18 protein-coding genes and 1 pseudogene are annotated in these 21,091 nt (G+C 60.9%); 4 read left to right on the top strand and 15 right to left on the bottom strand.

The annotated features are described in order from the left end of the window. Positions 1-176: 176 nt before the first annotated feature. The 6 genes and pseudogenes from ACSKT0_RS14560 to ACSKT0_RS14535 form a co-directional block, all read right to left on the bottom strand. Positions 177-1,424 (bottom strand): hypothetical protein, encoded by a 1,248-nt coding sequence (locus tag ACSKT0_RS14560; protein ID WP_437770438.1) that lies wholly within the window; start codon positions 1,422-1,424, stop codon positions 177-179. Then, positions 1,414-2,181 (bottom strand): TIGR03943 family putative permease subunit, encoded by a 768-nt coding sequence (locus tag ACSKT0_RS14555; protein WP_437770437.1) that lies wholly within the window; start codon positions 2,179-2,181, stop codon positions 1,414-1,416. Before ACSKT0_RS14555 ends, ACSKT0_RS14560 begins: the two co-directional genes overlap by 11 nt. Continuing rightward, positions 2,171-3,154 (bottom strand): permease, encoded by a 984-nt coding sequence (locus tag ACSKT0_RS14550; RefSeq protein ID WP_437774037.1) that lies wholly within the window; start codon positions 3,152-3,154, stop codon positions 2,171-2,173. Before ACSKT0_RS14550 ends, ACSKT0_RS14555 begins: the two co-directional genes overlap by 11 nt. Positions 3,155-3,632: 478 nt before the next feature. Then, entirely contained in the window at positions 3,633-6,203 is a 2,571-nt protein-coding gene (locus ACSKT0_RS14545; protein WP_437770436.1) for a LuxR C-terminal-related transcriptional regulator, read from the bottom strand. Between the two features lie 185 nt (positions 6,204-6,388). Then, on the bottom strand, positions 6,389-6,655 hold the full coding sequence (locus tag ACSKT0_RS14540) for a hypothetical protein (protein WP_437774111.1): 267 nt from the start codon (positions 6,653-6,655) through the stop codon (positions 6,389-6,391). A gap of 130 nt (positions 6,656-6,785) precedes the next feature. Next, a pseudogene (locus tag ACSKT0_RS14535) lies at positions 6,786-6,926 on the bottom strand (aquaporin Z); the annotation flags it as partial. Positions 6,927-7,374: 448 nt separating this feature from the next. Here ACSKT0_RS14535 and ACSKT0_RS14530 point away from each other — a divergent pair. The 3 genes from ACSKT0_RS14530 to ACSKT0_RS14520 all read left to right on the top strand — a co-directional run bounded on the left by ACSKT0_RS14530 (position 7,375) and on the right by ACSKT0_RS14520 (position 11,645). Next, positions 7,375-7,683 (top strand): YegP family protein, encoded by a 309-nt coding sequence (locus ACSKT0_RS14530; RefSeq protein WP_437770435.1) that lies wholly within the window; start codon positions 7,375-7,377, stop codon positions 7,681-7,683. Between the two features lie 506 nt (positions 7,684-8,189). Next, positions 8,190-10,796, top strand: a complete 2,607-nt coding sequence (glgP, locus tag ACSKT0_RS14525; RefSeq protein ID WP_437770434.1) for an alpha-glucan family phosphorylase — start codon at positions 8,190-8,192, stop codon at positions 10,794-10,796. Between the two features lie 231 nt (positions 10,797-11,027). Then, positions 11,028-11,645 carry an Hpt domain-containing protein gene (locus tag ACSKT0_RS14520; protein ID WP_437770433.1) on the top strand — a complete coding sequence of 206 codons (618 nt, stop codon included), beginning with the start codon at positions 11,028-11,030 and terminating at the stop codon, positions 11,643-11,645. Between the two features lie 901 nt (positions 11,646-12,546). On the opposite strand, the gene ACSKT0_RS14515 is transcribed toward ACSKT0_RS14520, so the two are convergent. The 6 genes from ACSKT0_RS14515 to aqpZ form a co-directional block, all read right to left on the bottom strand. Then, positions 12,547-13,440 carry an RNA polymerase sigma factor gene (locus tag ACSKT0_RS14515; RefSeq protein WP_437770432.1) on the bottom strand — a complete coding sequence of 298 codons (894 nt, stop codon included), beginning with the start codon at positions 13,438-13,440 and terminating at the stop codon, positions 12,547-12,549. Between the two features lie 94 nt (positions 13,441-13,534). Then, complete coding sequence (locus tag ACSKT0_RS14510; RefSeq protein ID WP_437770431.1) at positions 13,535-13,807, bottom strand: hypothetical protein; 273 nt, start codon at positions 13,805-13,807, stop codon at positions 13,535-13,537. Further along, a complete protein-coding gene (locus ACSKT0_RS14505) occupies positions 13,794-14,465 on the bottom strand; it encodes a Pr6Pr family membrane protein (RefSeq protein ID WP_437770430.1) in 672 nt (223 codons plus the stop codon). Before ACSKT0_RS14505 ends, ACSKT0_RS14510 begins: the two co-directional genes overlap by 14 nt. Next, entirely contained in the window at positions 14,462-15,220 is a 759-nt protein-coding gene (locus ACSKT0_RS14500) for an SDR family NAD(P)-dependent oxidoreductase (RefSeq protein WP_437770429.1), read from the bottom strand. Before ACSKT0_RS14500 ends, ACSKT0_RS14505 begins: the two co-directional genes overlap by 4 nt. A 167-nt stretch (positions 15,221-15,387) precedes the next feature. After that, positions 15,388-15,711 carry a hypothetical protein gene (locus ACSKT0_RS14495; protein WP_437770428.1) on the bottom strand — a complete coding sequence of 108 codons (324 nt, stop codon included), beginning with the start codon at positions 15,709-15,711 and terminating at the stop codon, positions 15,388-15,390. 39 nt (positions 15,712-15,750) lie between these two features. After that, positions 15,751-16,530, bottom strand: a complete 780-nt coding sequence (aqpZ, locus tag ACSKT0_RS14490) for an aquaporin Z (RefSeq protein ID WP_437770427.1) — start codon at positions 16,528-16,530, stop codon at positions 15,751-15,753. 326 nt (positions 16,531-16,856) lie between these two features. On the opposite strand from aqpZ, the gene ACSKT0_RS14485 reads away from it, so the two are divergent. After that, a complete protein-coding gene (locus tag ACSKT0_RS14485) occupies positions 16,857-17,852 on the top strand; it encodes a LysR family transcriptional regulator (RefSeq protein WP_437770426.1) in 996 nt (331 codons plus the stop codon). 826 nt (positions 17,853-18,678) lie between these two features. On the opposite strand, the gene ACSKT0_RS14480 is transcribed toward ACSKT0_RS14485, so the two are convergent. From ACSKT0_RS14480 to ACSKT0_RS14470, 3 genes are all read right to left on the bottom strand, one after another. Then, the gene (locus ACSKT0_RS14480; RefSeq protein WP_437770425.1) at positions 18,679-19,824 is read right to left on the bottom strand and encodes a GGDEF domain-containing protein; all 1,146 of its coding nucleotides are present in this window, start codon (positions 19,822-19,824) and stop codon (positions 18,679-18,681) included. A 190-nt stretch (positions 19,825-20,014) separates the two neighbouring features. Then, positions 20,015-20,281, bottom strand: coding sequence for a three-helix bundle dimerization domain-containing protein (locus ACSKT0_RS14475; RefSeq protein ID WP_437770424.1), 267 nt, complete (start codon positions 20,279-20,281; stop codon positions 20,015-20,017). 170 nt (positions 20,282-20,451) lie between these two features. Then, positions 20,452-21,066: a Chromate resistance protein ChrB gene (locus ACSKT0_RS14470; RefSeq protein ID WP_437770423.1), complete on the bottom strand. Its 615-nt coding sequence runs from the start codon at positions 21,064-21,066 to the stop codon at positions 20,452-20,454. Positions 21,067-21,091: the final 25 nt, after the last annotated feature.

Genomic DNA, 21,091 nt, shown 5'->3' with positions numbered 1-21,091 from the left:
CGATTGAGTCTGTGAATTGAATAGTTTCGAGCATCTGAGCGGCAAGCGCGGCCAGTCCTTCGAAGGCAGACTGGTGATGGTGTCGGGTCCGCAAACCAGACCGTCTCAGTGGACCGCAAGGTTTTCTCCGTGCCGACGGGCGCCAGCCCTACGTGCTGGAAGGCGCCGGATTTGTTTCAGCCGCACCAGCTGGGGAGAAATCCTGCAACTTCTTTGAGGACGGTACCGGTTTTCAGGTTCACGAGGTCGGTCCGCATGGGGGACAGTTCGGGGCGAACCGGGTACTCGTCACCGGCGTATGGAGGCGCGGTTGTTTCGATGGCGAGGTAGTCGGCTGCCGGAGAGATGCAGACGTCCATGATGCTCGACCATGCCGGAGCAGGCTGGTAGAGCTGGCGTGAGCCGTTCTTGTCGGCGAGGCTGATGACGGAGCTTTCGTTTCCGGCGTCGTGCTTGGTCACCACTTGCAGGTATTGGCCGGAACGGTCAAGGATCACGGGCTTGCCCACGGTGGTTGTCAGGTCCTTGGGCCGGACGCCATCCGCGAGGGTGAGCGGGGTGGGTGTGCCCGTGGCAAGGTTGATGGTTGAATACCGTGTCGGGTCCAGGCCCTTCCTTGGCTCCGGGTCGGCCACGGCGAGCTCGTTCGTGCCGGGGACAAAGCCGAGGATCCCGTCATGCGTGCCCAAGGGTGATACCTTGCCGGTGCTCAGTGGGTCGATGAGGAACATGGACTGGTCATCGGTCTGAGCCACCAACGTCGCAGTGCCGGGGACAAAATGCCAGTCCGCGGCAGAGACCGGGCCGTTGATTCCCTGGACGGCCCGCGGTGCTCCGGAGGGATCATTTATGTCGTAAACGAAGAGTGTCTTCCGGTACTGGTCCTTGAGCTGCGAACTGGTGAAGGTGAAGCCGATGAGGTGGTTTGATCCGGCGACATGCAGCTTTTCTATAGTCCCCGGCTTAGGCAGCTGAACCAGCGTTGGCGCGCCCCCGGCGAGGGAAGCGATCTCCAATGAGCTGGTGTTGTCATCGTTGAGAGTGACGACGGCGAGGGCGGAGGGAAGGGCGGCATACTCCTGGATGCGGGGGGCGCTGACAATGACAGTGCTCTCATCGCTGCCGGTGAGGCTTGTGCCGCGGATAGTGTCCGGCTTCTTCTTTCCAACGGTGTCTGTGCCGGTTTCCCGTTGCAGGGTGTACAACGCGAAGTCTGCGGTGGCGGAGGAGCGGGCCAGGGCCGAGGTGGAGTTGGGATGAGGCAGCTTCGCCAGATTCGCAGCGGTCAGCCCGCCGGCAAGGACGGCGAGGATCGTGAGGGTGCCGTAGAGGCGCCGGGCAAAACGGCGTCCGGCCAGGAGCGCAGCTGCTGCGGCAGCGGCGGCGGTCTGTTTGGCCGAGACGTGGCGGCGTTTAGTAGACATAGGGCTGTGCCGGCTGTGTGGTGGGGTTGATTGAGTCCGGTATCAGGACGATTGTCTCGCGACTGGCGGGGTTGGGGTTGGCGCGAAAGCTGCTGGTGACAGTGACCCAACTGTCCGTTTTGTATTCGTTTTGCCAGCCGGGGTGATAGACGGGCACGCCAATCGGCTGGGCATCGACGGCACAGCAGGTCACCACAAAACGGGCCACGAAAAACACATTTGCATCAGTCCTGTCCGGAGTGACGAACCCGGTCACGGTGGCGGTCTTGTCGGCGAAAAAGTCCTGCCCCGCGCCGGAGCGAAGCAACGATGCCCAGTCCCTGACGGTGAAGGCTGAGTAGTCTCCCTTGCTGGGCAGGGCAGGTGCTTTCAGGGTGAGGGCGGATGCTGAGCCGTTGAGGTCCCGTTGGGCGACTGTCGCTGTGGTAAGGGTCGACGGCGGCAGGATCAGCAACGCGACGACGGCGGCGCTGATGGTCAGCACACTCCCGACCGGCCACAGCCAGCCCCATCGCGACCCGGCCTCATCGCCGTGCTCGTTGTCGTGCGCGTGCCCGTCGTGGGTAATGGGAGCAAAGGCGAAGGCCGCCAGGGCAAGCACTCCTGCGATCACGGCCATGATGACCGTGAACACGAAATACCGTGGATGGATGTACAAGGCAAGCTGTCCTGACAAGCCCAGCCAGACCGTCGCGATGAGGCCGATCAGGCTGAGGACCACGCCCTGCCAGCGGCCCACGAGCCGCCTAATGACCATAGTTGACCGCCAATCCGAGGACCGCGGCGCAAAGCGCCACCAGCAAGCTGAGCTGAAGCAGGGTCTTCGCAGTGAACGTGGTGCGCATCAGGGCGAGCATTTTCACGTCGATCATGGGCCCGAAGACGAGGAAAGCCACGATGCCTCCCGGCATGAAGGTTGCTCCGAACGACAGGATAAAGAAGGCATCCACGTTTGAGCAGATCGCAACGACGAAGGCCAGCAACATCAACGCCAACACAGACCAGACCGGGTTGCTGCCCAGGGCCACCAGCACTTCTCGGGAAACGGCAACCTGGATCAGCCCCGCCATGCCTGCGCCAATAAAGAGGGCAGGCATCATTGCCCGTGTCTCCTCCGAGAACATCTGTACGCTGCGCCTGATCCTCCCGGCAGAGCCGGCGTGGTGGACTGCCACTGAACACGTTTCCTGGAACCGGGCGGTCAGCAGGTCCTGGGGACGCGGATGCCGGCTGTAAATCCAACCGACAAGATTTGCGATGAAGAAACCGCCGAGGACACGGGAGACCAGGATGCTGTTGTCCCAGCCAAATGCCTGCGCGGTGGTGACGATGGTGACGGGGTTCAGGATGGGGGCCGCGAACAGGAAGGTCATCGATTCCGCAACCGTGAGGCCCTTGACGATCAGGCCGCGGGCCAGCGGAACATTCCCGCATTCGCAGACCGGCAGCAGCATTCCCAGGAGCGAGAGGACCAAGCGTCTCAATAGCGGGCTCCGTGGCAGGCGACGAAGCAGCATGCCCTCCGGCAGCCAGACCTGGACGGCGATCGAGAGGACAATCCCGAGGAATACGAAGGGCAGGGACTCGACGACGACGCTGATCGACAGCGTCGCAAAGTCGCGGGCGGCGTCGGGAAGTGCAAAGGGTGCCGTCGAGGACGGTACCAGCACCCGGACGACGACGAACAGGGCAACGAGTGCGGAGCCGACGACGAGCCCGGCGGCCGACATCGACCTGAAAGTGCGGGCCGGGCTTCTGTGTTCGTGTGCCGGCTTTTGGCGTTTGTCCACAACGGGCAGCGTCACAGGCACTCCTTCCTCCCCGGACCCGGCCGGGCGTGCCTGACCGGAAGGGGATTACAGTGCCGCGCGACCGGCTGTTGGAGCCGCGTGTGCGGTTCACGTCGCTTTCGCTCGCCTAAATGGCGTCTGGTTCAAGATAAGTCCCAGGTCAGTACCCTTAGACGGACGTAGGAATCTGATCTAAGTGCTGTCCCGAACCAGTGGCTGTCCTGCGATTGAGTCTGTGAATTGAATAGTTTCGAGCATCTGAGCGGCAAGCGCGGCCAGTCCTTCGAAGGCAGACTGGTGATGGTGTCGGGTCCGCAAACCAGACCGTCTCAGTGGACCGCAAGGTTTTCTCCGTGCCGACGGGCGCCAGCCCTACGTGCTGGAAGGCGCTTTGGTCAGTTTCGTTGACCGCCAAACACTACGTCTCTTCAGGAGCGCTCTGTGGGCCGTCCGCCACGAAGCGAACGAGTTCAAAGAGCGCGTTGCGCGTAGCGGTTTGGGTCTTGCGGAGGGCGTTGGAGATATGGGTTTCCACTGTCCTGACACTGAGCCCATGCTCGGCGGCGATTTCTTGGTTGCTTCGATGGCCAGCTAACAGGGCAATCTCTGTCTCTCGCACGGTCAAAGCTGCAACGGATGTTTCGGGATCGAAGTCCATGTACTGAGTTAGCTGCTCGTATCTGGCCTCAAACCTTTTCGCCGCGCCCTCGATCGCTGCGGACGCAATGGCGTCGCCCTTAAGTTGGCTGCGGACCGCTGCTCCTCTGAGAATCATGGCGACTTGGTAGAGGTCTCCGTCCGGCGTATAGCCTTCGACGCGGACGTCCAGTTCCTGCAAGTCTCCCTCTAATAGGGCGTCTGCAATGGCGAGAAGTTGATCGTGATGCTTGACTCCACGCTGCTCAAGCAACACTCCAAGACGTTCCCGGACGCGTGGCCCTGGAAGAAGGCACAATGAAAAGAGCGCCGTGTATACCGCTTCCAAGACATAGCCGTGATCCAGCGTCTCGTCGATGAGTCTGGTAGCAGATTTGTCGAAGGCTTCGGCTGTCTTGGGACCAAAAGTCGCGAGTTCGTAGACGCCCTTACCCATGGCGGGAAGGGGCCCGACATTGGGCGAGCCACTGCCGACCTGCATAGCCAGCGATGGATCTTTCGCGCCGTTCCTAAGCGATGAAAGCCTCAGCATGGCGTTGTGCAGCGACTTAACCAAGAAACCAGGCTGCCGGACTGAGAACGTCCAGCCCATCAAATACTCGGCTTCTTCAAAGAACCCTCGATAGACTAGGGCAAGCGCCGCCACGTAGGTGTTAGCCACAAGGCCGAACTGGTCAACTGCTTGCACAGCTTCCTCGCGACGTGCCAGTGCGTGAACCAGGGCCTCGTCCACTTTGCCGGTGGCGTATAGCGCTAAACCCCGAATGAAGGGTTCGAACTGGGGTAGAACTTCGAAACCTTCAGCTGAGTCTATGAGGTCAAGGGCTTGATCAGGGTCATATCTGTAGAGCTCTAACAGCCCTCTGACAACCGCGATGACCCCGCTAGTTGGATTTCTGGAGGTCAATTGGGCAAAAGTTCCGTCCAAGTCCTCGGGCATCTTGTTGTAAGTTGCCTCCAAGAAGATTGCGAAGGCTTTGGCTTCAGCGGCCCACCCGGGTTCACTTTCTGCCAGTTGCAACATCATCGCTTTTGCCAACGTGAGATCGTTTTGGCTCGCGACGGTCCAAAGCGCTCGTGTCATGGTGAAAAAGAAAAGGTCGGCTGGATCGCTGGGGGAGGTGGACGTGTGTTTGAAGACTCGCTCAATGCGGGGAGGGTCGATGTTGGCGCCCCAGGACACGCGAAGAAACGTCGCCGCATTTGAGACGCTTCTGTCCGAGTCCCAGGTTTTGTAGTGGCTTTGTTCCAGTGTGCGTAGCCGTTCATGAAAGTGGCGTACTGCGGCTGCATTATGGAAATCCTGTTTCTTCATCGCAGAGATTGCATCAAAAAAGGGGACATCAGACTTCGTGATCGGATTCTGCCGCAGCGGTTCTTCGTCCAAGTTCACCTCAATTGTGCTGCTCAGGATCTTCCGCGAGCGGAGGGCCTGATCTCGGAGGTAGTCGGAGACTAACGGGGGAGACACCGCGGCATGTAGTAGTCCGTTCGAGCCTGTGAAAACCGAGACAAGGCCGCGTCGCTCCAAACCATCGAGAACGCTAGTCTTGATGCTCCATCTTGTTTCGTCCAACGGGTGGGTGCCCAGCAGCGAAATGGTGTCCAAAGCCCGAGCTTCGTCTCGGTCGAGACCGTGCAGGAGGGCTTCGACTGTGCCGTGCAAATGCTCGTTCAGCAGGGTGTTCGCAGTCATGCGCCAGCGACCGTGGCTCAGAACTAGCCGCTTGCTAAGCACGGCGGTGTGAACGATTCGCGTAACAAGGCGAAGGTTGCCATCGGATTTGGTCAGGACGCGCGCAACGACATTAACATCGGCAGGCGCACCGAGAATCTGCGTTAAGAGGGTGTTTACCTGCCCGAATCGGAGCGGAGCGAGCTCGATGTTTGCTTCGGGCCAAGGATGTAGGGCCATCGCGGACGCCTTCGACTGCGAAGAAGCATCGCTCATCGTTGTAATGAGAGGCAGTTGAGTGCGTCGTTGGACGATGTCGACGACGGTCAGCGATTCGCGATCCAGGTTGTCAACACCGTCGATAACGAGTAATCGAGAGCCCGGTCCAACCAGCTTTTCCGACACCAGGTCAGCTACGCTCAGGATCCCTGAGGGCCTGGAACGCATGTCGATGCCCAAAGAGAGGACACCTGCAAAAGCGGATTGCAGCAGCAAAGGCGTCGCGAAGATGCTGTGAACCTTAACGCCTTGATCCTTCAGATCAGAGACCACTTTTGTCGCTACCGTCGTGCGTCCGCTGCCAGGCGCGCCGGTGACTCTCACGCTGACCCCCTGCGCCGCGTAGGCCAGAATGCGCTTGATCTCCTGCTCGAACAACTCAATTTCCCTTCTTGCTTGTGGAACCGCGCACATTGCAGTTCAGAACGTGAACAACTGCCGCAACCCTGTGGGTGGACGCAATTCTCCGTGGCCTCGACCAGCATTGCCGCAAGGTCGAGGACCGTGCATCCGATCTGCAGCGCGGTGGCTATCTTGGCCGCGCCGATCACCAGGGTGACGGCTCAAACGACTTTTCCGACTTCTAGAAACGACAAAGCGCCAGGCACGAGGTTTTCGCTTGGGTCGGGCTTCTGGCGTAGCCATGGCTGTTGGTTCATAGGGTTGAAAGAGAGGCCTTCGAGGAGAATTGCGGCAAATATTGCGGCGGCGATTGGTGCGAGGATGAAGACCCAGAGTTGTTCGAAGGCCCGGCTTTGGCTGTAGATTGCGGTGCTGAAGGATCCCTTTGGTGCGCCCGCGGCGATGATGGCAAGCAAGCTTGTTGCCATTGCGCTGCTTATGATCTGGATCCCCGATGTAGCCTGGCATGTCTTTCCACGGCAGACGCTCGGCCACGGCGGCGACGGCTGGGTTGAATTGCCCTCCGGATATGTGTCCGAAGAAGTAGGCTCCGGCGACTATGGTGAGTTCGAACCCGAGGGCAACGCCGAGGAATCCGACGCCGAGCGGGTCGCTCTTGTCGGGGAAGTTCGCGGTGCCGGTGCCTCCGAATACGAGAACGAAAGCTCCGAGGAATTCCGGTCCTAGGCCGGCAGCCATGGTGGGCGGTGCCAGCGCTCCGGTGGGTGCCGCGATTTCCGTCGTGTTCTGCCGTCCCATTTTTTCTTCTCAACGAACGATTGTTGCTAAACAACGGTTATGAGAGATCTGCGAATACTGCCGCAGCACGTGGAGCGGCGACATCGACAGTAGTTCGGAACTGCCTGCCGGCACCGGAACCAAGGAAAGTAACGAAACGGGATCCCCCAAAGACCGAACTTGCGATTGAAATCTGCCTCAAGGCAACCTTGTATCTGGCTGCGCATGCAAAAATTCGAATGCAAGCTGCAACAATAATCGCTCGTAGTTTCGAAATCTACAAGTTAGAATTTAAGAATGGTATTGATCGGCTGATCCTTAAAGGTCACACGCCTGCCAGATGATCACGTTACATATTATATGTATTGGGTTAGGATTCCGGGTATGGTTCAAGTTAGCGACACTAGGAATGAATGCCGATGACCTCGCTTTATTTTGGCATTTTCATGCGTTAGCTTTGATCCAAGCTCCTCTCAAGCTTTCGGCGACAGTGGAGTCGGGGAGTGCGCCGATTCCGCTACTGGAAAGGAATATCATGGCAGGGAAATTTGAAGTCTATATGGACAAATCCGATCAGTACCGGTTTCGTCTTAAGGCCGGAAATGGGGAGATAATTGCGACAGGGCAGGGCTACACCTCCAAAGATGGTGTGCTCAAAGGCATCGAGTCAGTAAAACGAACTGCCGCAGAAGCGGCGGTCGTTGAAGTGGAAGTCTAAGTAGCCAAGCGACGGGTGCCTTCGGAGTGTGACCGCTCACGGGGTGGGAGGTCACGTCCTGCCGGGGGCGCATTGAGCGATCTAGCAAGTCGGTAGTTCCCTGCCTTAAGAGCGGGTTTGATCTTGTTTGTCGCAAGTAGGTTACCGGTGCCCGATGCCATGTTCATCGGGCCGGGATCCCGTTACGCAAAGACGATCCTTCGCGCCCCTTAAAACTGTTGTCGGAACCGGGCGTGCCGACGCCTCCCTGACTACAGGGAGTTGGCTGTCGTTCGTCGCCGTCGAGCCAGGCGGTCGGCGGCGCCCTACTCGCAGCGGTACCCACCGAGCTTGCGGGAATGCTACAGACGGACGTATGAACTCGGCAAAGACACGGGTGGAACCCACAGTTCCGCCGGGGAGGCCACGACAAATCAACTGGCTATCTCGGAACCACAACAGGATTCGCGGAGTACTCCGCTCAGCCAAGACGACACAACATCGACAGCCCAGTAAGGAACGTGTAAGTGAAGGCGATTCGACGGTTTACGGTCCGGACGGTTCTGCCGGAAGCAATCGCGCCGTTGGTGCGGTTGGCGAAGAACTTGCGTTGGTCGTGGCATTTGCCGACGCGTGAACTGTTTTCAACGCTGAATCCCGAGGCTTGGGAAGAAAGCAAGCATGACCCCATGACTTTCCTGGGCCTGGTCAGCCGCGAGGAACTGCATGAGCTCGCAGCGGATGGCGCCGTCGTCGAGCGCGTGCAGCAGGCGGCGGCGGATTTGGACCGGTACCTGAGCGAGCCGCGCTGGTACCAGGGCCTGGGTCCGGATGCCCCGGCGTGCATCGCGTATTTCTCGCCCGAGTTCGGGATCACCGAGGTGCTTCCGCAGTATTCCGGCGGCCTGGGGATCCTGGCCGGTGACCACCTGAAGGCCGCTTCGGACCTGGGCGTGCCGCTGATCGGCGTCGGGCTGCTGTACCAGGCGGGCTACTTCAAGCAGTCCCTCTCCCGGGACGCCTGGCAGCAGGAGACCTACCCGGTCCTGGACCCGGACGGCCTGCCGCTGACGCTGCTGCGTGAGGAAGACGGTTCACCGGCCCTGGTCACGCTTCCGCTGCCGGGTGACCGGACGCTGCGGGCGCACATCTGGCGTGCCGACGTCGGGCGCGTGCCGTTGCTGCTGCTCGATTCGAACGTTCCGGCCAACGACGACGCCGCGCGCGGGATCACGGACCGCCTCTACGGCGGCGGCGGTGACCACCGCCTGCAGCAGGAGCTTCTGCTGGGCATGGGCGGGGTGAAGGCGCTGCGCGTCTTCCAGCGCCTCACGGGCACCCCGGCCCCGGAAGTGTTCCACACCAACGAAGGCCACGCCGGGTTCCTGGGCATCGAACGCATCCAGGAGCTCATGTCCTCCGAGGCGCCGCTGAGCTGGTCCGAGGCTCTCGCCGCCGGGCGCGCGTCCACGGTGTTCACCACCCACACTCCCGTGCCGGCCGGCATCGACCGGTTCGAGGCCGTGCAGATCAGGCACTTCTTCGACGCCGGGCTGGCCCCGGACGTGCCGGTGGAGAAGGTCCTGGACCTGGGCCGGGAAAACTACGACGGCGGCAACCCCGCGGTCTTCAACATGGCCGTCATGGGCCTGCGCCTGGCGCAGCGGGCCAACGGCGTGGCGAAACTGCACGGGGTGGTCTCCCGCGAGATGTTCTCCGGGCTCTGGCCAGGCTTCGACCACTCCGAAATCCCCATCACCTCCGTCACCAACGGCGTCCACGTCCCCACCTGGATCGATCCGAAGATGAGCCGGCTCGCCGCAAAGCACTTTGGCAGCACCGACGTGGATGCCACCGGTTGGGACAAGATCTACGACGTAAGCGATGCCGAACTTTGGGCCCTGCGAGGCGAGTTGCGTTCTGCTTTGGTTGATGACGTGCGCAAACGCCTGCGATCTTCGTGGAAGAAGCGTGGGGCGGCCGATGCGGAGCTGGGCTGGACGGATGCCGTGCTGGACCCGGACGTGCTCACGATCGGCTTCGCCCGGCGCGTGCCCACCTACAAGCGCCTGACCCTGATGCTCCGGGACCCGGCCCGGCTCAAGGCGCTGCTGCTGCACCCCCAGCACCCCATCCAGCTGGTCATCGCCGGCAAGTCCCACCCCGCGGACGACGCCGGCAAGAAGATGATCCAGGACCTGGTGAAGTTCACCGACGACCCCGCCGTGCGGCACCGGATCGTGTTCCTGCCCAACTACGACATCGCCATGGCCCGCACCCTGTTCCCGGGCTGCGACGTGTGGCTGAACAACCCGCTCCGGCCGCTGGAGGCCTGCGGGACCTCCGGGATGAAGGCGGCCATCAACGGCTCCCTGAACCTCTCGGTGCTCGATGGCTGGTGGGATGAGATGTACGACGGCGAGAACGGCTGGGCGATCCCGACCGCGAACAACGACGCGTCCCCGGGCGAACGCGATGACATTGAAGCCGCCGCGCTCTACGAGCTCCTGGAGACCCAGGTTGCCCCGCGCTTCTACGGCTCCACGGTCTCCGCGGAAGCCGGCGCGGCCGGGCCCTCCCAGTCCGGCCCCGAAGCCGTGCCGACGCACTGGGTGTCCATGATCAAGCACACCCTGGCCCACCTCGGCCCGGCGGTCTCGGCCGACCGGATGCTCCAGGACTACGTCAACACCCTCTACCGCCCGGCGGCTCTCGCCGGCAGGCAGGCGGGAACGGCCTCGTTCAAGGAAGCGAAGGAACTCGCGGCCTGGACCACCAAGGTCTGCACCGCCTGGCCGCAGCTGACGGTGGAACACGTCGATTCCGTGGGCGTCTCCGAGGAGCCGCAGATCGGGGACACCCTCCAGGTCAACGCCTATATCGCCCTCCACGAACTCACGCCCGAGGACGTGTCGGTTGAAGTGGCTTATGGCCGGGCCCAGGACGGAGACGAACTGGAGGAGGTCGCTCTGGTCGAGCTGACTGAAACGGAGGACCTCGGCAACGGGCGTCACCTGTTTACCGGTTCGATCCTGATCAACCGCTCCGGATCGTTCGGCTACACCGTCCGGGTCTTCCCGAAGCACCCCTCCCTGGCCTCGAAGGCCGAACTGGGACTGATCGGCCAGGTCTAACAAGGGAGCTTGCGCTTGGTCCACCGTCTGGTGGGAGGGTGATGAGGCAAACGGATTTGGGGAAAATGAAATTTCTCGCGGGAAGGTCCCGTTTCCTATCGGGACGAAGGAAACCCCCGGGAATGCGAAGCGTACGTTGAAGCCGCCGCGGCGGATTGAGGCGTTCGGGGGCAAGCAAGAAGAAGAAACAATCCCCTATGAACACATGACCAAAGAGGAAAGGCAAGTGCCGTGTTGCACTCCAGAATTTTGGCGGACGGTCAGATGGAAATCTGCGGTCAGACAAAGGGTGATGTGAATATTCCCCTGCTATCGCGTGACACTTTAGAGGCCCTTGAACACGAGCTGGAAGACCCGGAAGCCTATTTAAACTATGTGCGCCTGAACCACGATATGTGGCCTAACCGTTACAAACGGTTGTCCGAGGCCATTCGGGCTGGGGATATTACGGGAGCCATGGATGCGGTGTTAAGCCTTCGGTCATCCAGCCAGATGATCGGAGCAACGCAACTGGCGGAGGCTGCTCTAGAGACAGAATACGCGCTCCGGGAAGGTCAACTCAGTGCGGCCGAATCCCTTTTGACTGACCTTCAGGGACGCGGAATAGCGACGATGGCGCAGATTAGGAGCGAATTTTCGCTGGGAGCCCATGAGCCTGTCGATGACAGTGACTGGACTACGCTTGCGGGGAGGAAAGCCGAGATCCGGTTTCCCGGAGGTGGCACGGATTCCGGAATTGTCGACGCGGTGGCCTTGGACGGTCATTTGATGTGGTTGAAAATGGACGGCGTCTCACCGCGCCGCATGGTGGAAATGGTGTTAGAACTTGAGGTTCGTATTGTCCTTTGAGCTTGCGGATCCTCAAATGGCCGTCCCTGGGTGGATTCCTTCGGCTTAACGCGCTGGTCAATGCTCGTTCTTCCACCTGCGTGGGACGTGATTGTGGACCCCGGTAAATATTCGATTTGGGAATCGGGGCCCGTACGAGGTCGGTGCCCATGTGGAGATACTGGCGTAGTAGCAGCCCCTTGGTGTTTCGGTGGATCACCGATCCCCTGGGATCCATGCCGCCAGTAACGGCGACCACCTGAACCGCTGGTGAGACCTCCATTTCGGAAAGCGCTCCCATACGCTGAGGATGCTCATCGGCAATAACACACAAAAGTGCTGCCGCTTGTTCTAGCCGGAGTGCCTGGTTATGGTTGTCTAAGTGTTGCGGCGATGTGTTCCCAGCCGAAATGAGAGCGTCAAGCTGAGAGCCGATCAGTTCTCCGTCTTGAAATGCATGCGGCTGACGGCCGAGGCCACAGACACGCAAGGAGTCCAGGATCGTTCCGCGGTCGCCTCGAACTCTAGGCTATCCGACGCGTCAGCTCGCGTAGTACGCGCCGCTGAAAGACATGGGCACACTCTCTCGGGCATCGTTTCCGATTGACTGGATTTCAGATTGCATCGTACTCAGGGCTGGAGTACCGCTGCCAGCGCCGTACCCCCTGTTGGAATGAATGGCTCAGTCGCGGTGGTGGCCGTGCGTCAGTGTTCACTTCGGCCGACCGCGGATGTCTCTCAGTGCAATTCCTCGTTCCCTCAGGCGAGGCTGAATCATTCTCGGGGCTGCCCCGAGCCGTTCACCTACGAGCGCTGGCGATTGCCCAGATGTATAGAGGCACGCGGCCTCGTCGACTTGTGGCTCGGTGAGTGGACTTGTTGAAATGCCGGCCCGTGCTAAGTGCCTGCTGACTGGAGCGCTTCAACTCAGCGTTGTCCGAGGGCGAGCGTTGGTCGGAAAGTCGTCAGGCCAGCTGAGATCAGCGTATCGCGGTCGTTGTTCATTGACCCAGGGGACTTGGCTGGAGACCTTCAGAGATTCAGAGACCGGGGCACCAGGTTCCCCCTCTGTCGGGAGGCGAAATGCTGCTTTCGCGATATTCCGGAGTTCAGCGAATATGGCTCTGCAGCCTGTGCAGCGGGACAGATGGTGTCGGATCTTTCGCGCGGACATTGGCGGCAAACTGCCCCGGGCGAGCGATGCCAGTTTGGGGGTGAATGCATCACCTCCGTCCACTGCGGCGGAGCTGATGTGGAGTTGAAGATACTGGAGGCGAAGGGCTTTCCTGGCGCGGAAGCCCAGGGCTGAAACGGCGTTGGGGGAAAGGCCAAGGATCGGTGCCACAGCCTTGGGTTGCATCTGCTGCACATCCAAATACCAGAGTAATTCTTTCCACCGCTCGGGCAGCGACTGAAAGTCGAGGGCAACAGTTTCTGCTTCAAAAGCCCGGATGACCGGATCCGCGGGGGCAGCCGGGCCGCCCAGGATCGACTGGCCGGCTGTCAGTTGTGAGCGGGCGGCTGCCCGGTTTCTGTGGTGGGAGAGCTTGGCTACCGTGGAGAGCAAGTACGCGCGGAAGAATTTCTTTGGGCCGCGTCCCGACCTGACGCTCTGCAGCACGGATTGAAAGGCTTCGGCTACGATGTCTTCGGCGTCGCCCGCGTTGTCAACATTCATGCGGGCCACGACTACCACGGTGGCAAAGTACTGAGCGTAGAGGGCCGCGTATGCGTCCATGCTTCCGGCGCGTGCCGCGGAGAGCAATTCGGTGTCGTTGTCTGGTTCCCCGGTTGAGGGGACGCGGCTATCTCTCACGGTTTGCTCGATGTGACGTCCGCGAGCTGGAGTGTCGGCTGCTGGGTTCCCGGGCGTCTCGGGCCGACGAAGCCTATTCCTCTCCCTACCGATATCAGGCATGGTGTTGTTTGCGTTGGCCTGTGAACCGTCGGGCGCGGCCGAGGATCAATCCGCCGACTAGCAAGAGAGCGGTAGCAGCGGCTCCGGTGGGAACGATATGGTTCGCGATGCGGACTCCCAACGGCTTGATGCTGGCCTTGCCAGTGCCGGCCACGACGGAGCCGGGGGCCCATAACGCCTCTGCACCGGACCAGGACTCTGCCTGCCGGAAATGCCCGCTATAAGCACGGACTTCCAAGTCCATCTCAACCTCAGGGACTGCCACTTCCGCCAGCCACCTCGCTCCACAACGCTTCGTCCTCGTCGTCAGCTCGGCGCTTGAGCTTGTTCCCCAGCCTCAGCAATGCCACGCTGACCACGAGGAAGCCCAGGGATATTCCCAGGGCAAATGCCAGCACGCCTCCCCAGCCGCCGGCACGTGCCGGGTCGATGAACCAGTACGCGTACCAGTCCACGAAGGCGCCGCGGATGAGGCTGTAGAGGAGGTAAGCGACGGGGTAGAGCAGCCAGTACCAGATATGCTTCACCACGATGGTGGCCCGCGGGGGCTGGAACAGCCAGTCAGCAACCATGACCACGGGGATCAGGTAGTGGAGCACTACGTTGACCCAGGGAAGCAGTGAGCCCAGATCCTCCCCTGAAAGCAGTGCGCCGAAGACCAGTCCCACCACGGCCATGGCTACGGTGGCCATGCCGCGTATCGTCTCCTCGAGTTCGCTGGGCCACGTGCCTGCCCGAATCCCGTAGCCGCTGGCAAGGAGGACGACGGCGGCGAAGATATTGGAGAGGTTGGTGAAGTAGCTGAAGAAGTTCCAGACGTCGTAGCCCATGCCGACATGGACAGCCAACTGAGTTCCCACCGCCGCCAGGGTCAAAAGGCCGAAGAGAAGGCGTCCCACGAAAAGCACGGTCCTCGTGGTCATGCGCTTGCACCGCCGTCGACCACGAGGTCGTGCCCGACAGTGAAGCCGGATTCGGGAGATGCAAGCCACAACACTGCCGAAGCGATCTCGTCGAGACTACCCATCCGGCCGATCGGCACAGTAGATCGTATGCGTTCCGCGCTGTCCTCGGCAGTCTCTCCCGGGCGTTTCGACATACCGGTATCGCTCGACCCGGGGCTGATCGAGTTAATGCGAATGCCCTCTCCTATATATTCCAGGGCTGCCGCCCGGGTAATGGCGCTTACGCCGGCTTTCGTCGCCATGTAGGATCCCATGCCAGTCCGGGTCAGATGGGCGCCGATGTTCGACGAGGTGTTGACGATAACGCCCCCTCCGTTCCTGCGCATATAAGTGATCTCATGCTTCATGGAGAGCCAGGTCCCGGTGAGGTTGACGGCGAGAGCCGAGGACCACGCTCTTTCGTCCAAATCTGCTATTTTCCCCGGGACAAGAACGCCCGCGTTATTGAAGGCAATGTCCAATCGCCGATACCGCAGTGCGATGGTGTCGATAGCGTCCTTTATCTCCGCCTCGCGGCTCACGTCGGCCCTGACCGAACCCGCTGTCCCTCCGTCGCGGCGGATGAGGGCCACGGTTTCGTCGAGTGTGTCCTGGGTGCGGCCGAGGACGACAGCCGTGGCGCCTTCTGCAGCGAAAGCTCGCGCGACCGCGCGTCCGATGCCCGAACCCCCGCCGGTAATGAGGGCTGTCTTTCCCGTGAAACGATTCGTCAATTCTCTCCCTGGAATTCCTGGCCCATGCCAGGGCCGTTGCGGTGATGTATGTAAGGGCTGTACCCCCTGCGGGCTCAGTCCGCAGGGGGTACAGCTGGTGCGCGGCAGCCCTCGGCCTCCGGGCGTGTCAACTGCCGCGCTTCGTCCGGCCCGCCGTCTCTGGGGGTCTAGGCTGGCCGGGGTTGCGACGGAAGTAGCGAACTGGGTTCGTGCTCTCCGCTTGGCTCGGTTTCTGCGTTGTTCCTGGCTGAGAAGGCCGTGGCCGCCACTGCAGGGGGACCCCACAGGACTCTCTCAGGCACGACAGCGCGGGATGCGTGTGATGTGCGTGGCCCGGGGAGGAGCGTTCGGGTTGCCGTCACCATCAGGGCTGTCAGGGCAAGGACGGATCCACCGATGAACATTGTCAGAAACAAGATCAATAGCCCGAGCACCACGGTGACGGCCCAGACAATCGTTTCGCTTTCCAGGAACGAGAGGTCTTCAGGCATGGGTTGAGTGCCTTTGGCTGCGAGGTGCTTCTCCTGCGGTCAGGGGGTACGGCTTGAGAAGATGAATTTGTAAGTGAGGGCGCCGACGACTGCGCCGGCGATAGGGGCCAAGATGAAGACCCACAGTTGTCCGAATGCCCAGCTGTCGCCGTAGATTGCCGTAGCGATGGAGCGGGCCGGGTTTACGGATGTGTTGGTGACCGGGATGCTGATGAGATGGATCAGCGTTAGCGTCAGGCCGATGGCCAAGCCCCCGAAACCGGCCGTAGCACCTTTAGCGGTCACTCCCAGGATGACGATCAGAAACACGGCGGTGAGAATGAACTCGACCAGGAGCGCCGATCCAAGACCGAAACCTGCGGGGGAGTGCTCTCCGAAACCGTTGGACGCGAAGCCCCCGGCCCGTGCCGTGCTGAAGAAACCAGCGGGACCGCCTGCCGCGATGACGGCCAGAAGGCTGGTTGCCAAAGCACCGCCGAAGACCTGCGCCACAACGTACCCCGGGACATCTTTCCACGGCAGCCGCCCAGCCACAGCTACGCCCACCGTAACGGCCGGGTTGAAATGACCTCCGGAGATGTTTCCCACAGCATAGGCCCCAGCGACAACGGCCAAACCGAAGGCTAGGGCGACCCCGAGGAAACCGACACCGAGTGCGTTGGACTTGTCCGGAAAGTTTGCCGCGAATAACGCAGTGCCCACGCCGCCAAATACAAGAATGAAAGTGCCAAGGATTTCCGATCCCAAGCGGGCGACCGCCGAGGGCACCAAAAAAGTAGCGCCAGTCACCTCAATTGCCGTCGTATCATTCTGTCCCATTTTTTCCTTCTTCAATGAACGGTTGCCATCAAACAACGGCTCTGAGAGACCTGCATCTACTGCCTGCAGCGGCAACGAACCAGCTGCATCGACAGTAGACCCCGAATGCCTGGCGGCACCCGAGCTCAGGTGGAAAGAACAAAGCAGAATCCCCCAAAACCAAACCAGCAGTCGACCACAAACTCAACTGGGGTTTGAATAAACATTACTCGCAATAGAGCAGGCTACAAGTTAGAATTTCCGGACGATATAGGTCGGCGACACCTTAAGAATGAAAAATGAAGTCATCATGCAGCTTACTAAATCGAGCGAGTTAGAATTTCGGCATGGTACAAGTTAGTGACACCTTAAAGATCGATCTTCGGCGCCTTGATGTACTTGCTGAACTCAGCAGGAGAGGAACAATTACCGCAACCGCTGCGGCACTTCATCTAACGCCCTCGGCGGTTTCGCAACAGATCTCAGCTCTGGCATCTGACCTTGGGGTCCAACTTATCGAACCAGCAGGGCGCAAGATCAGGCTCACGAACTACGCCGAGGTGGTATTGGACCACAGAGCCTCCATTCTGGCCGAGCTGGAACGCTTGCACGCTGACCTGGACTCCGCAAAACGGGGACACCGCGGCTCGATAGTAATCGGAGCCTTCAGCTCCGCGATTCCCGTTCTCGTTCCTCCCCTGATCTCCCATTTTCGCCAGACATACCCCGGAGTGATCATCGAGGTGCGGGAAGGCGCGGGTCACGACATGCTGACAGGGTTGGACGCTGGGGTCATCGATCTCGTGATTGCCGTGATTCACAACCAAATCCCGCCGCTCGAGCATGCGAACTACTCACAGGAGATCCTCTTCGAAAATACTCTTGATCTCGTCGTTCGCGACGATCACTGGGCAGCCAAGGTGGACCAGGTCAAATTAAGCATGCTGGCAAGTGAGCGATGGATCATGGGGGACGAGTCCACTTGCCGCGGGTCCATTTTGCGATCGCATGCCCTCGCCAGCGGCTTCATTCCCGACGTCCGGAGCAGCGCGAACGATTGGCAAGCCACTGTCGCACTCGTTTCTGCCGGGCTCGGAATTGGTGTCGTGGGCCGCATGACGAGACGAGACCTTCCAACGGACGTCCGGGTAGTCCCGTTTGAGAGCAAAATCTCCCAGTCGGTATCGATGATCTCCCGGCGAGACGGATCGGAACACCCCCTTATCTCAGCTGCCGCAGCCTACATTCGTGGCTGCAAGCCATTATGGGATGGCGGCGGAGCCTCGGAGTCCGGCTCGGCTCCGGGCAGCGCCCCGGTAGTCCCCGCTGGACCGATGCCCTGAATATTAACGCGACGTGGCCAACGGAAGGGTCTCGTGCGATCCGTCCTTTTCAGCTACTTGCTGACGGCCGTCGGCGCGCTGCGTGGAATCTAGTTGATTCATCCCTGTACCGGAGGGGCACCACTTAGTCAGCTTGAAGGCAGTCTCAACCAGGGTCGAGGGCTGTTTGAAAACGGATTCGACAGCTTCTTCTTCGTTCTGTATCAGTTGATTGGTGCGATAGCCATTGCTTTTGTCGTGGTCGCGGCTAGGCAAGTGGCTTTGATTACTGGCGTTACATCCACTATCAGTCCCGTGGATTGCCTGCCTGGAAGTTGCTTTTCTGGGCAACAAGCTTCTCCATAGCCAGATGGACATGGGTTCCGATGATTATTGAACGGATTGGCGAGTGCTGGCCAAGCTGCAGTTCCTTCTTCGGCCCTCGCAGACGCACAACCGACGCCGATGGTCCTAAGAATGCCATTGTCTTAGGTGGCGTTGCGTCTGTTTTTGCCGTGGCGCTCTGCGTTCCACAGGCCTATGTTGTCGCTAATTTCCTGATACTCGCTTCACTCGCTGTCGCCGCAGGAACATCTTTCGTCTTCGTTGGCGCGGGCCCGGTGGTCTTTGAGTATGCGTAGGTTCACTTGCCGGATGCCGATTTGGCGACTGGGCGTTCTTCAGAAAAGCGTCCCGCCGGAATGGGGGGTACCGGCGGGACCGGACCACTCTACCAAACACCGAGAACGAGAATCACACACGACGGGCCGTCGCCCGCTTGGCCTCATTGATTCACACCTCGGAACTGAGCCGGACCACGCAGGTCATGGACAGTCCAGATGGTCCGCTAGGGTTGTTGCGTCGCGCTGACCGCCCGGTTTCTCCCCAGGGCCTTGGCCTTGTAGAGGGCAGTGTCGGCGGCGGCGATCATTTGGGTGAGGCCGGCGCCCGCGTTCGTACTCGAAGAGATGCCATAGCTCACCGTGGGAAAGGCCATGCCCTCCGGCGGATTCGAGGAAGCCAGATTGCGGCTGATTTCCGAGGTAATGGCCCTGGCCCGGTCTTGGTCAGCGCCACCGAGCAGGAAAACGAATTCTTCACCCCCGTAGCGCCCGACAAGGTCGGTGCGACGCACTGACGCCAGGCAGGCTGCGGCAAACGCTTGGATCGCGGCGTCCCCCGCCGCATGGCCGTGAGTGTCGTTGACAGCCTTGAAATGGTCTAGGTCAGCCAGGATCACGGTGGAACCCGATCCTGCGGCGTGCAGCCTGCGGCATTCCTGGTCTGCCAGTTCCATGAACGCGCCGCGGTTCAGAAGCCCGGTCAGTCCATCCCGGGTGGCGCGTGCCCTGAGTGTGTTGACGAGCTGGTCGTTACTGAGTTCCGTCATGCCGAAAGAGACCGTGATCAGAAGCATGATGAGGAACACGCAGGTAACGGCAGGCCCTAGGTAGGTACGGAACACCTCGCCTTCAGGACCTTCCAGAACGTAGACGATCCCTCGACACACGAAGTACGCAACCAGGACTGCGGCCGCGAACTGCAACGGCCGGTGGGCCTGCGAACCGCCTGGTTTCAACAGGGACAGTTCCCGTGCTGCGAGTGCCATGCCTGTCCCCATCATGACCAGGTAGACCAGGCCGCCCGACCATGCGTTGACGGCCGGGTTCTCCAGCACCGAGGCGACGGCGGTGACCCCGGGGCCTGCGAGAAGCGGCCATCGCGGTGTCGGGAGCAGCCTCAGGGAACGGGTGCCGGCCCATACGCCGAATGCCCCGGCGACCAGCAAGGCGTTTCCGAGTGGATTCGCCCAGACCTGCTGAGAGGTTCCTGTCAGGACGAACGAAGCGTTCCCGGCAAGCCAAAGCGCAAGGGCAACGGACCACCAGCCGCTGTACGGGGACCGGGTCCGGCGGAACGATCCCAGGAACAAACAACACAAGGTCAGCGTGACCACCCCAAGAGCCAACTTCAGACTTACCGTATCGAGCACCGTCTCCCCCTTCCGATGACACCTCAGCCTAGGGCATCTATTGGTCGAGAACCGGCAGGCCGACTGTCTCACGACCAAAGGAACGAAACATCACCAGCTGACCTCACCTCGGGGACGGGATACGCGGCAATGCCGCGCCTCCTCACTGGAAGACGACACCCGTCCCTGAGTGAGCCCCGTCCTTTGGGAACTACCGGATGTCGACGCGTGGCTGCTTCCCGGCCAGCGCGGTAGAGAGACCGACAGACGCCTGGATTTCCCGGGCCTCTTTGGTGAGGCGGTTCCTGGCTGCGTGTTCAACCAGTAGCGGGACGTAGTCCCGGATGGGGCCGCCGTTCAAGTTCCCGAGCTCCTCCGCCACGACTGTTTCGATGGCCGGGCGTGGCAAATCGGGGAATCGCTCGGCGAGGTGGTTGATGACGGCCACGAGGGCCTTTGCTTCGTCGTCCCGTGTCATGGGGTAAGTGTCGTGTCCGGCGGCGGGGACGTCAACAATGACGGCGTTTGAATCGCGGGGCCCGGGCCGGGCAGGGCAGCCGGGGGCGTTTCGAATCAGGGAGGTGTGGCCGGGCCGTCGAAGCCGTCCGGTAGGGCGTTTTCGGTCCGTTGGTCGTCGCGGACCCGTCGTCAGAGTGAGGCGTTGTCGGCTTCGTAGACTTGGGAGGCGAACTCTTCGAGTGTCACTGCGCACCGGGAGAGTTCATCGGCCACCTTTTCGGCCATGGGCGCACCGAGGACGTCGCGGGCTTTGACCTTCTCGAACCACCCGCGGAGTTTCCCAAGGTCCTCCTCGTTTTCCTCTAGTTCGCCGTAGGTGAAGTGCTCTTCCCTGACCTCCTTTTCCACTCCGGCGTGGAAGTCGCGGCACTTGTCGAGAATCTCCTCGTATTCGTCGTTGCGGGCTTCGTTGAACATGTTTACGAGGTCGTTCTCGCCGATGAGAGACGCTGCGTTGACCAGGAATGCCTTGCCTGCCATCGATTCGACGATTTCGTTGCGCAGGGCGCGCATGGCCCGTTCGTTTTGGGGTGTGCGGGGCGCGGCGGCCGCGGAATTCTGCATATAGACGGCGCCCAGGTTCCGCAGCCGGCGCCAGACCGCCGCGCGCAGGCGCGTGGGTTCGCTGGGTACCCGGTAGATCAGGATGAGCCAGGTGATCGGGTCCTGGCTCCCGGTCCGCGCCGGCCGTGGTGCTTCCGTCTCATGGTCCTGGGCGGCGGGCGTGTTCGTTTCGACGTTCATCAGGTCTCCTCTTGTTGCCAAGGCC

Origin of the sequence: Arthrobacter sp. KNU40 (genome assembly GCF_051515115.1) — a bacterium.
Taxonomy (GTDB): Bacteria; Actinomycetota; Actinomycetes; order Actinomycetales; family Micrococcaceae; genus Arthrobacter.
This window is presented reverse-complemented; position numbering and strand designations above follow the sequence as displayed.

What these genes read in the sequence shown, in the direction of transcription:
- ACSKT0_RS14560 (WP_437770438.1), bottom strand. Translation starts at nt 1,424, where the DNA reads ATGTCTACTAAACGCCGCCACGTCTCGGCCAAACAGACCGCCGCCGCT.
- ACSKT0_RS14555 (WP_437770437.1), bottom strand. Translation starts at nt 2,181, where the DNA reads ATGGTCATTAGGCGGCTCGTGGGCCGCTGGCAGGGCGTGGTCCTCAGC.
- ACSKT0_RS14550 (WP_437774037.1), bottom strand. Translation starts at nt 3,154, where the DNA reads ATGTCGGCCGCCGGGCTCGTCGTCGGCTCCGCACTCGTTGCCCTGTTC.
- ACSKT0_RS14540 (WP_437774111.1), bottom strand. Translation starts at nt 6,655, where the DNA reads ATGGCAACAAGCTTGCTTGCCATCATCGCCGCGGGCGCACCAAAGGGA.
- ACSKT0_RS14530 (WP_437770435.1), top strand. Translation starts at nt 7,375, where the DNA reads ATGAATGCCGATGACCTCGCTTTATTTTGGCATTTTCATGCGTTAGCT.
- ACSKT0_RS14505 (WP_437770430.1), bottom strand. Translation starts at nt 14,465, where the DNA reads ATGACCACGAGGACCGTGCTTTTCGTGGGACGCCTTCTCTTCGGCCTT.
- ACSKT0_RS14495 (WP_437770428.1), bottom strand. Translation starts at nt 15,711, where the DNA reads ATGCCTGAAGACCTCTCGTTCCTGGAAAGCGAAACGATTGTCTGGGCC.
- aqpZ (WP_437770427.1), bottom strand. Translation starts at nt 16,530, where the DNA reads ATGGGACAGAATGATACGACGGCAATTGAGGTGACTGGCGCTACTTTT.
- ACSKT0_RS14485 (WP_437770426.1), top strand. Translation starts at nt 16,857, where the DNA reads ATGGTACAAGTTAGTGACACCTTAAAGATCGATCTTCGGCGCCTTGAT.
- ACSKT0_RS14475 (WP_437770424.1), bottom strand. Translation starts at nt 20,281, where the DNA reads ATGACACGGGACGACGAAGCAAAGGCCCTCGTGGCCGTCATCAACCAC.
- ACSKT0_RS14470 (WP_437770423.1), bottom strand. Translation starts at nt 21,066, where the DNA reads ATGAACGTCGAAACGAACACGCCCGCCGCCCAGGACCATGAGACGGAA.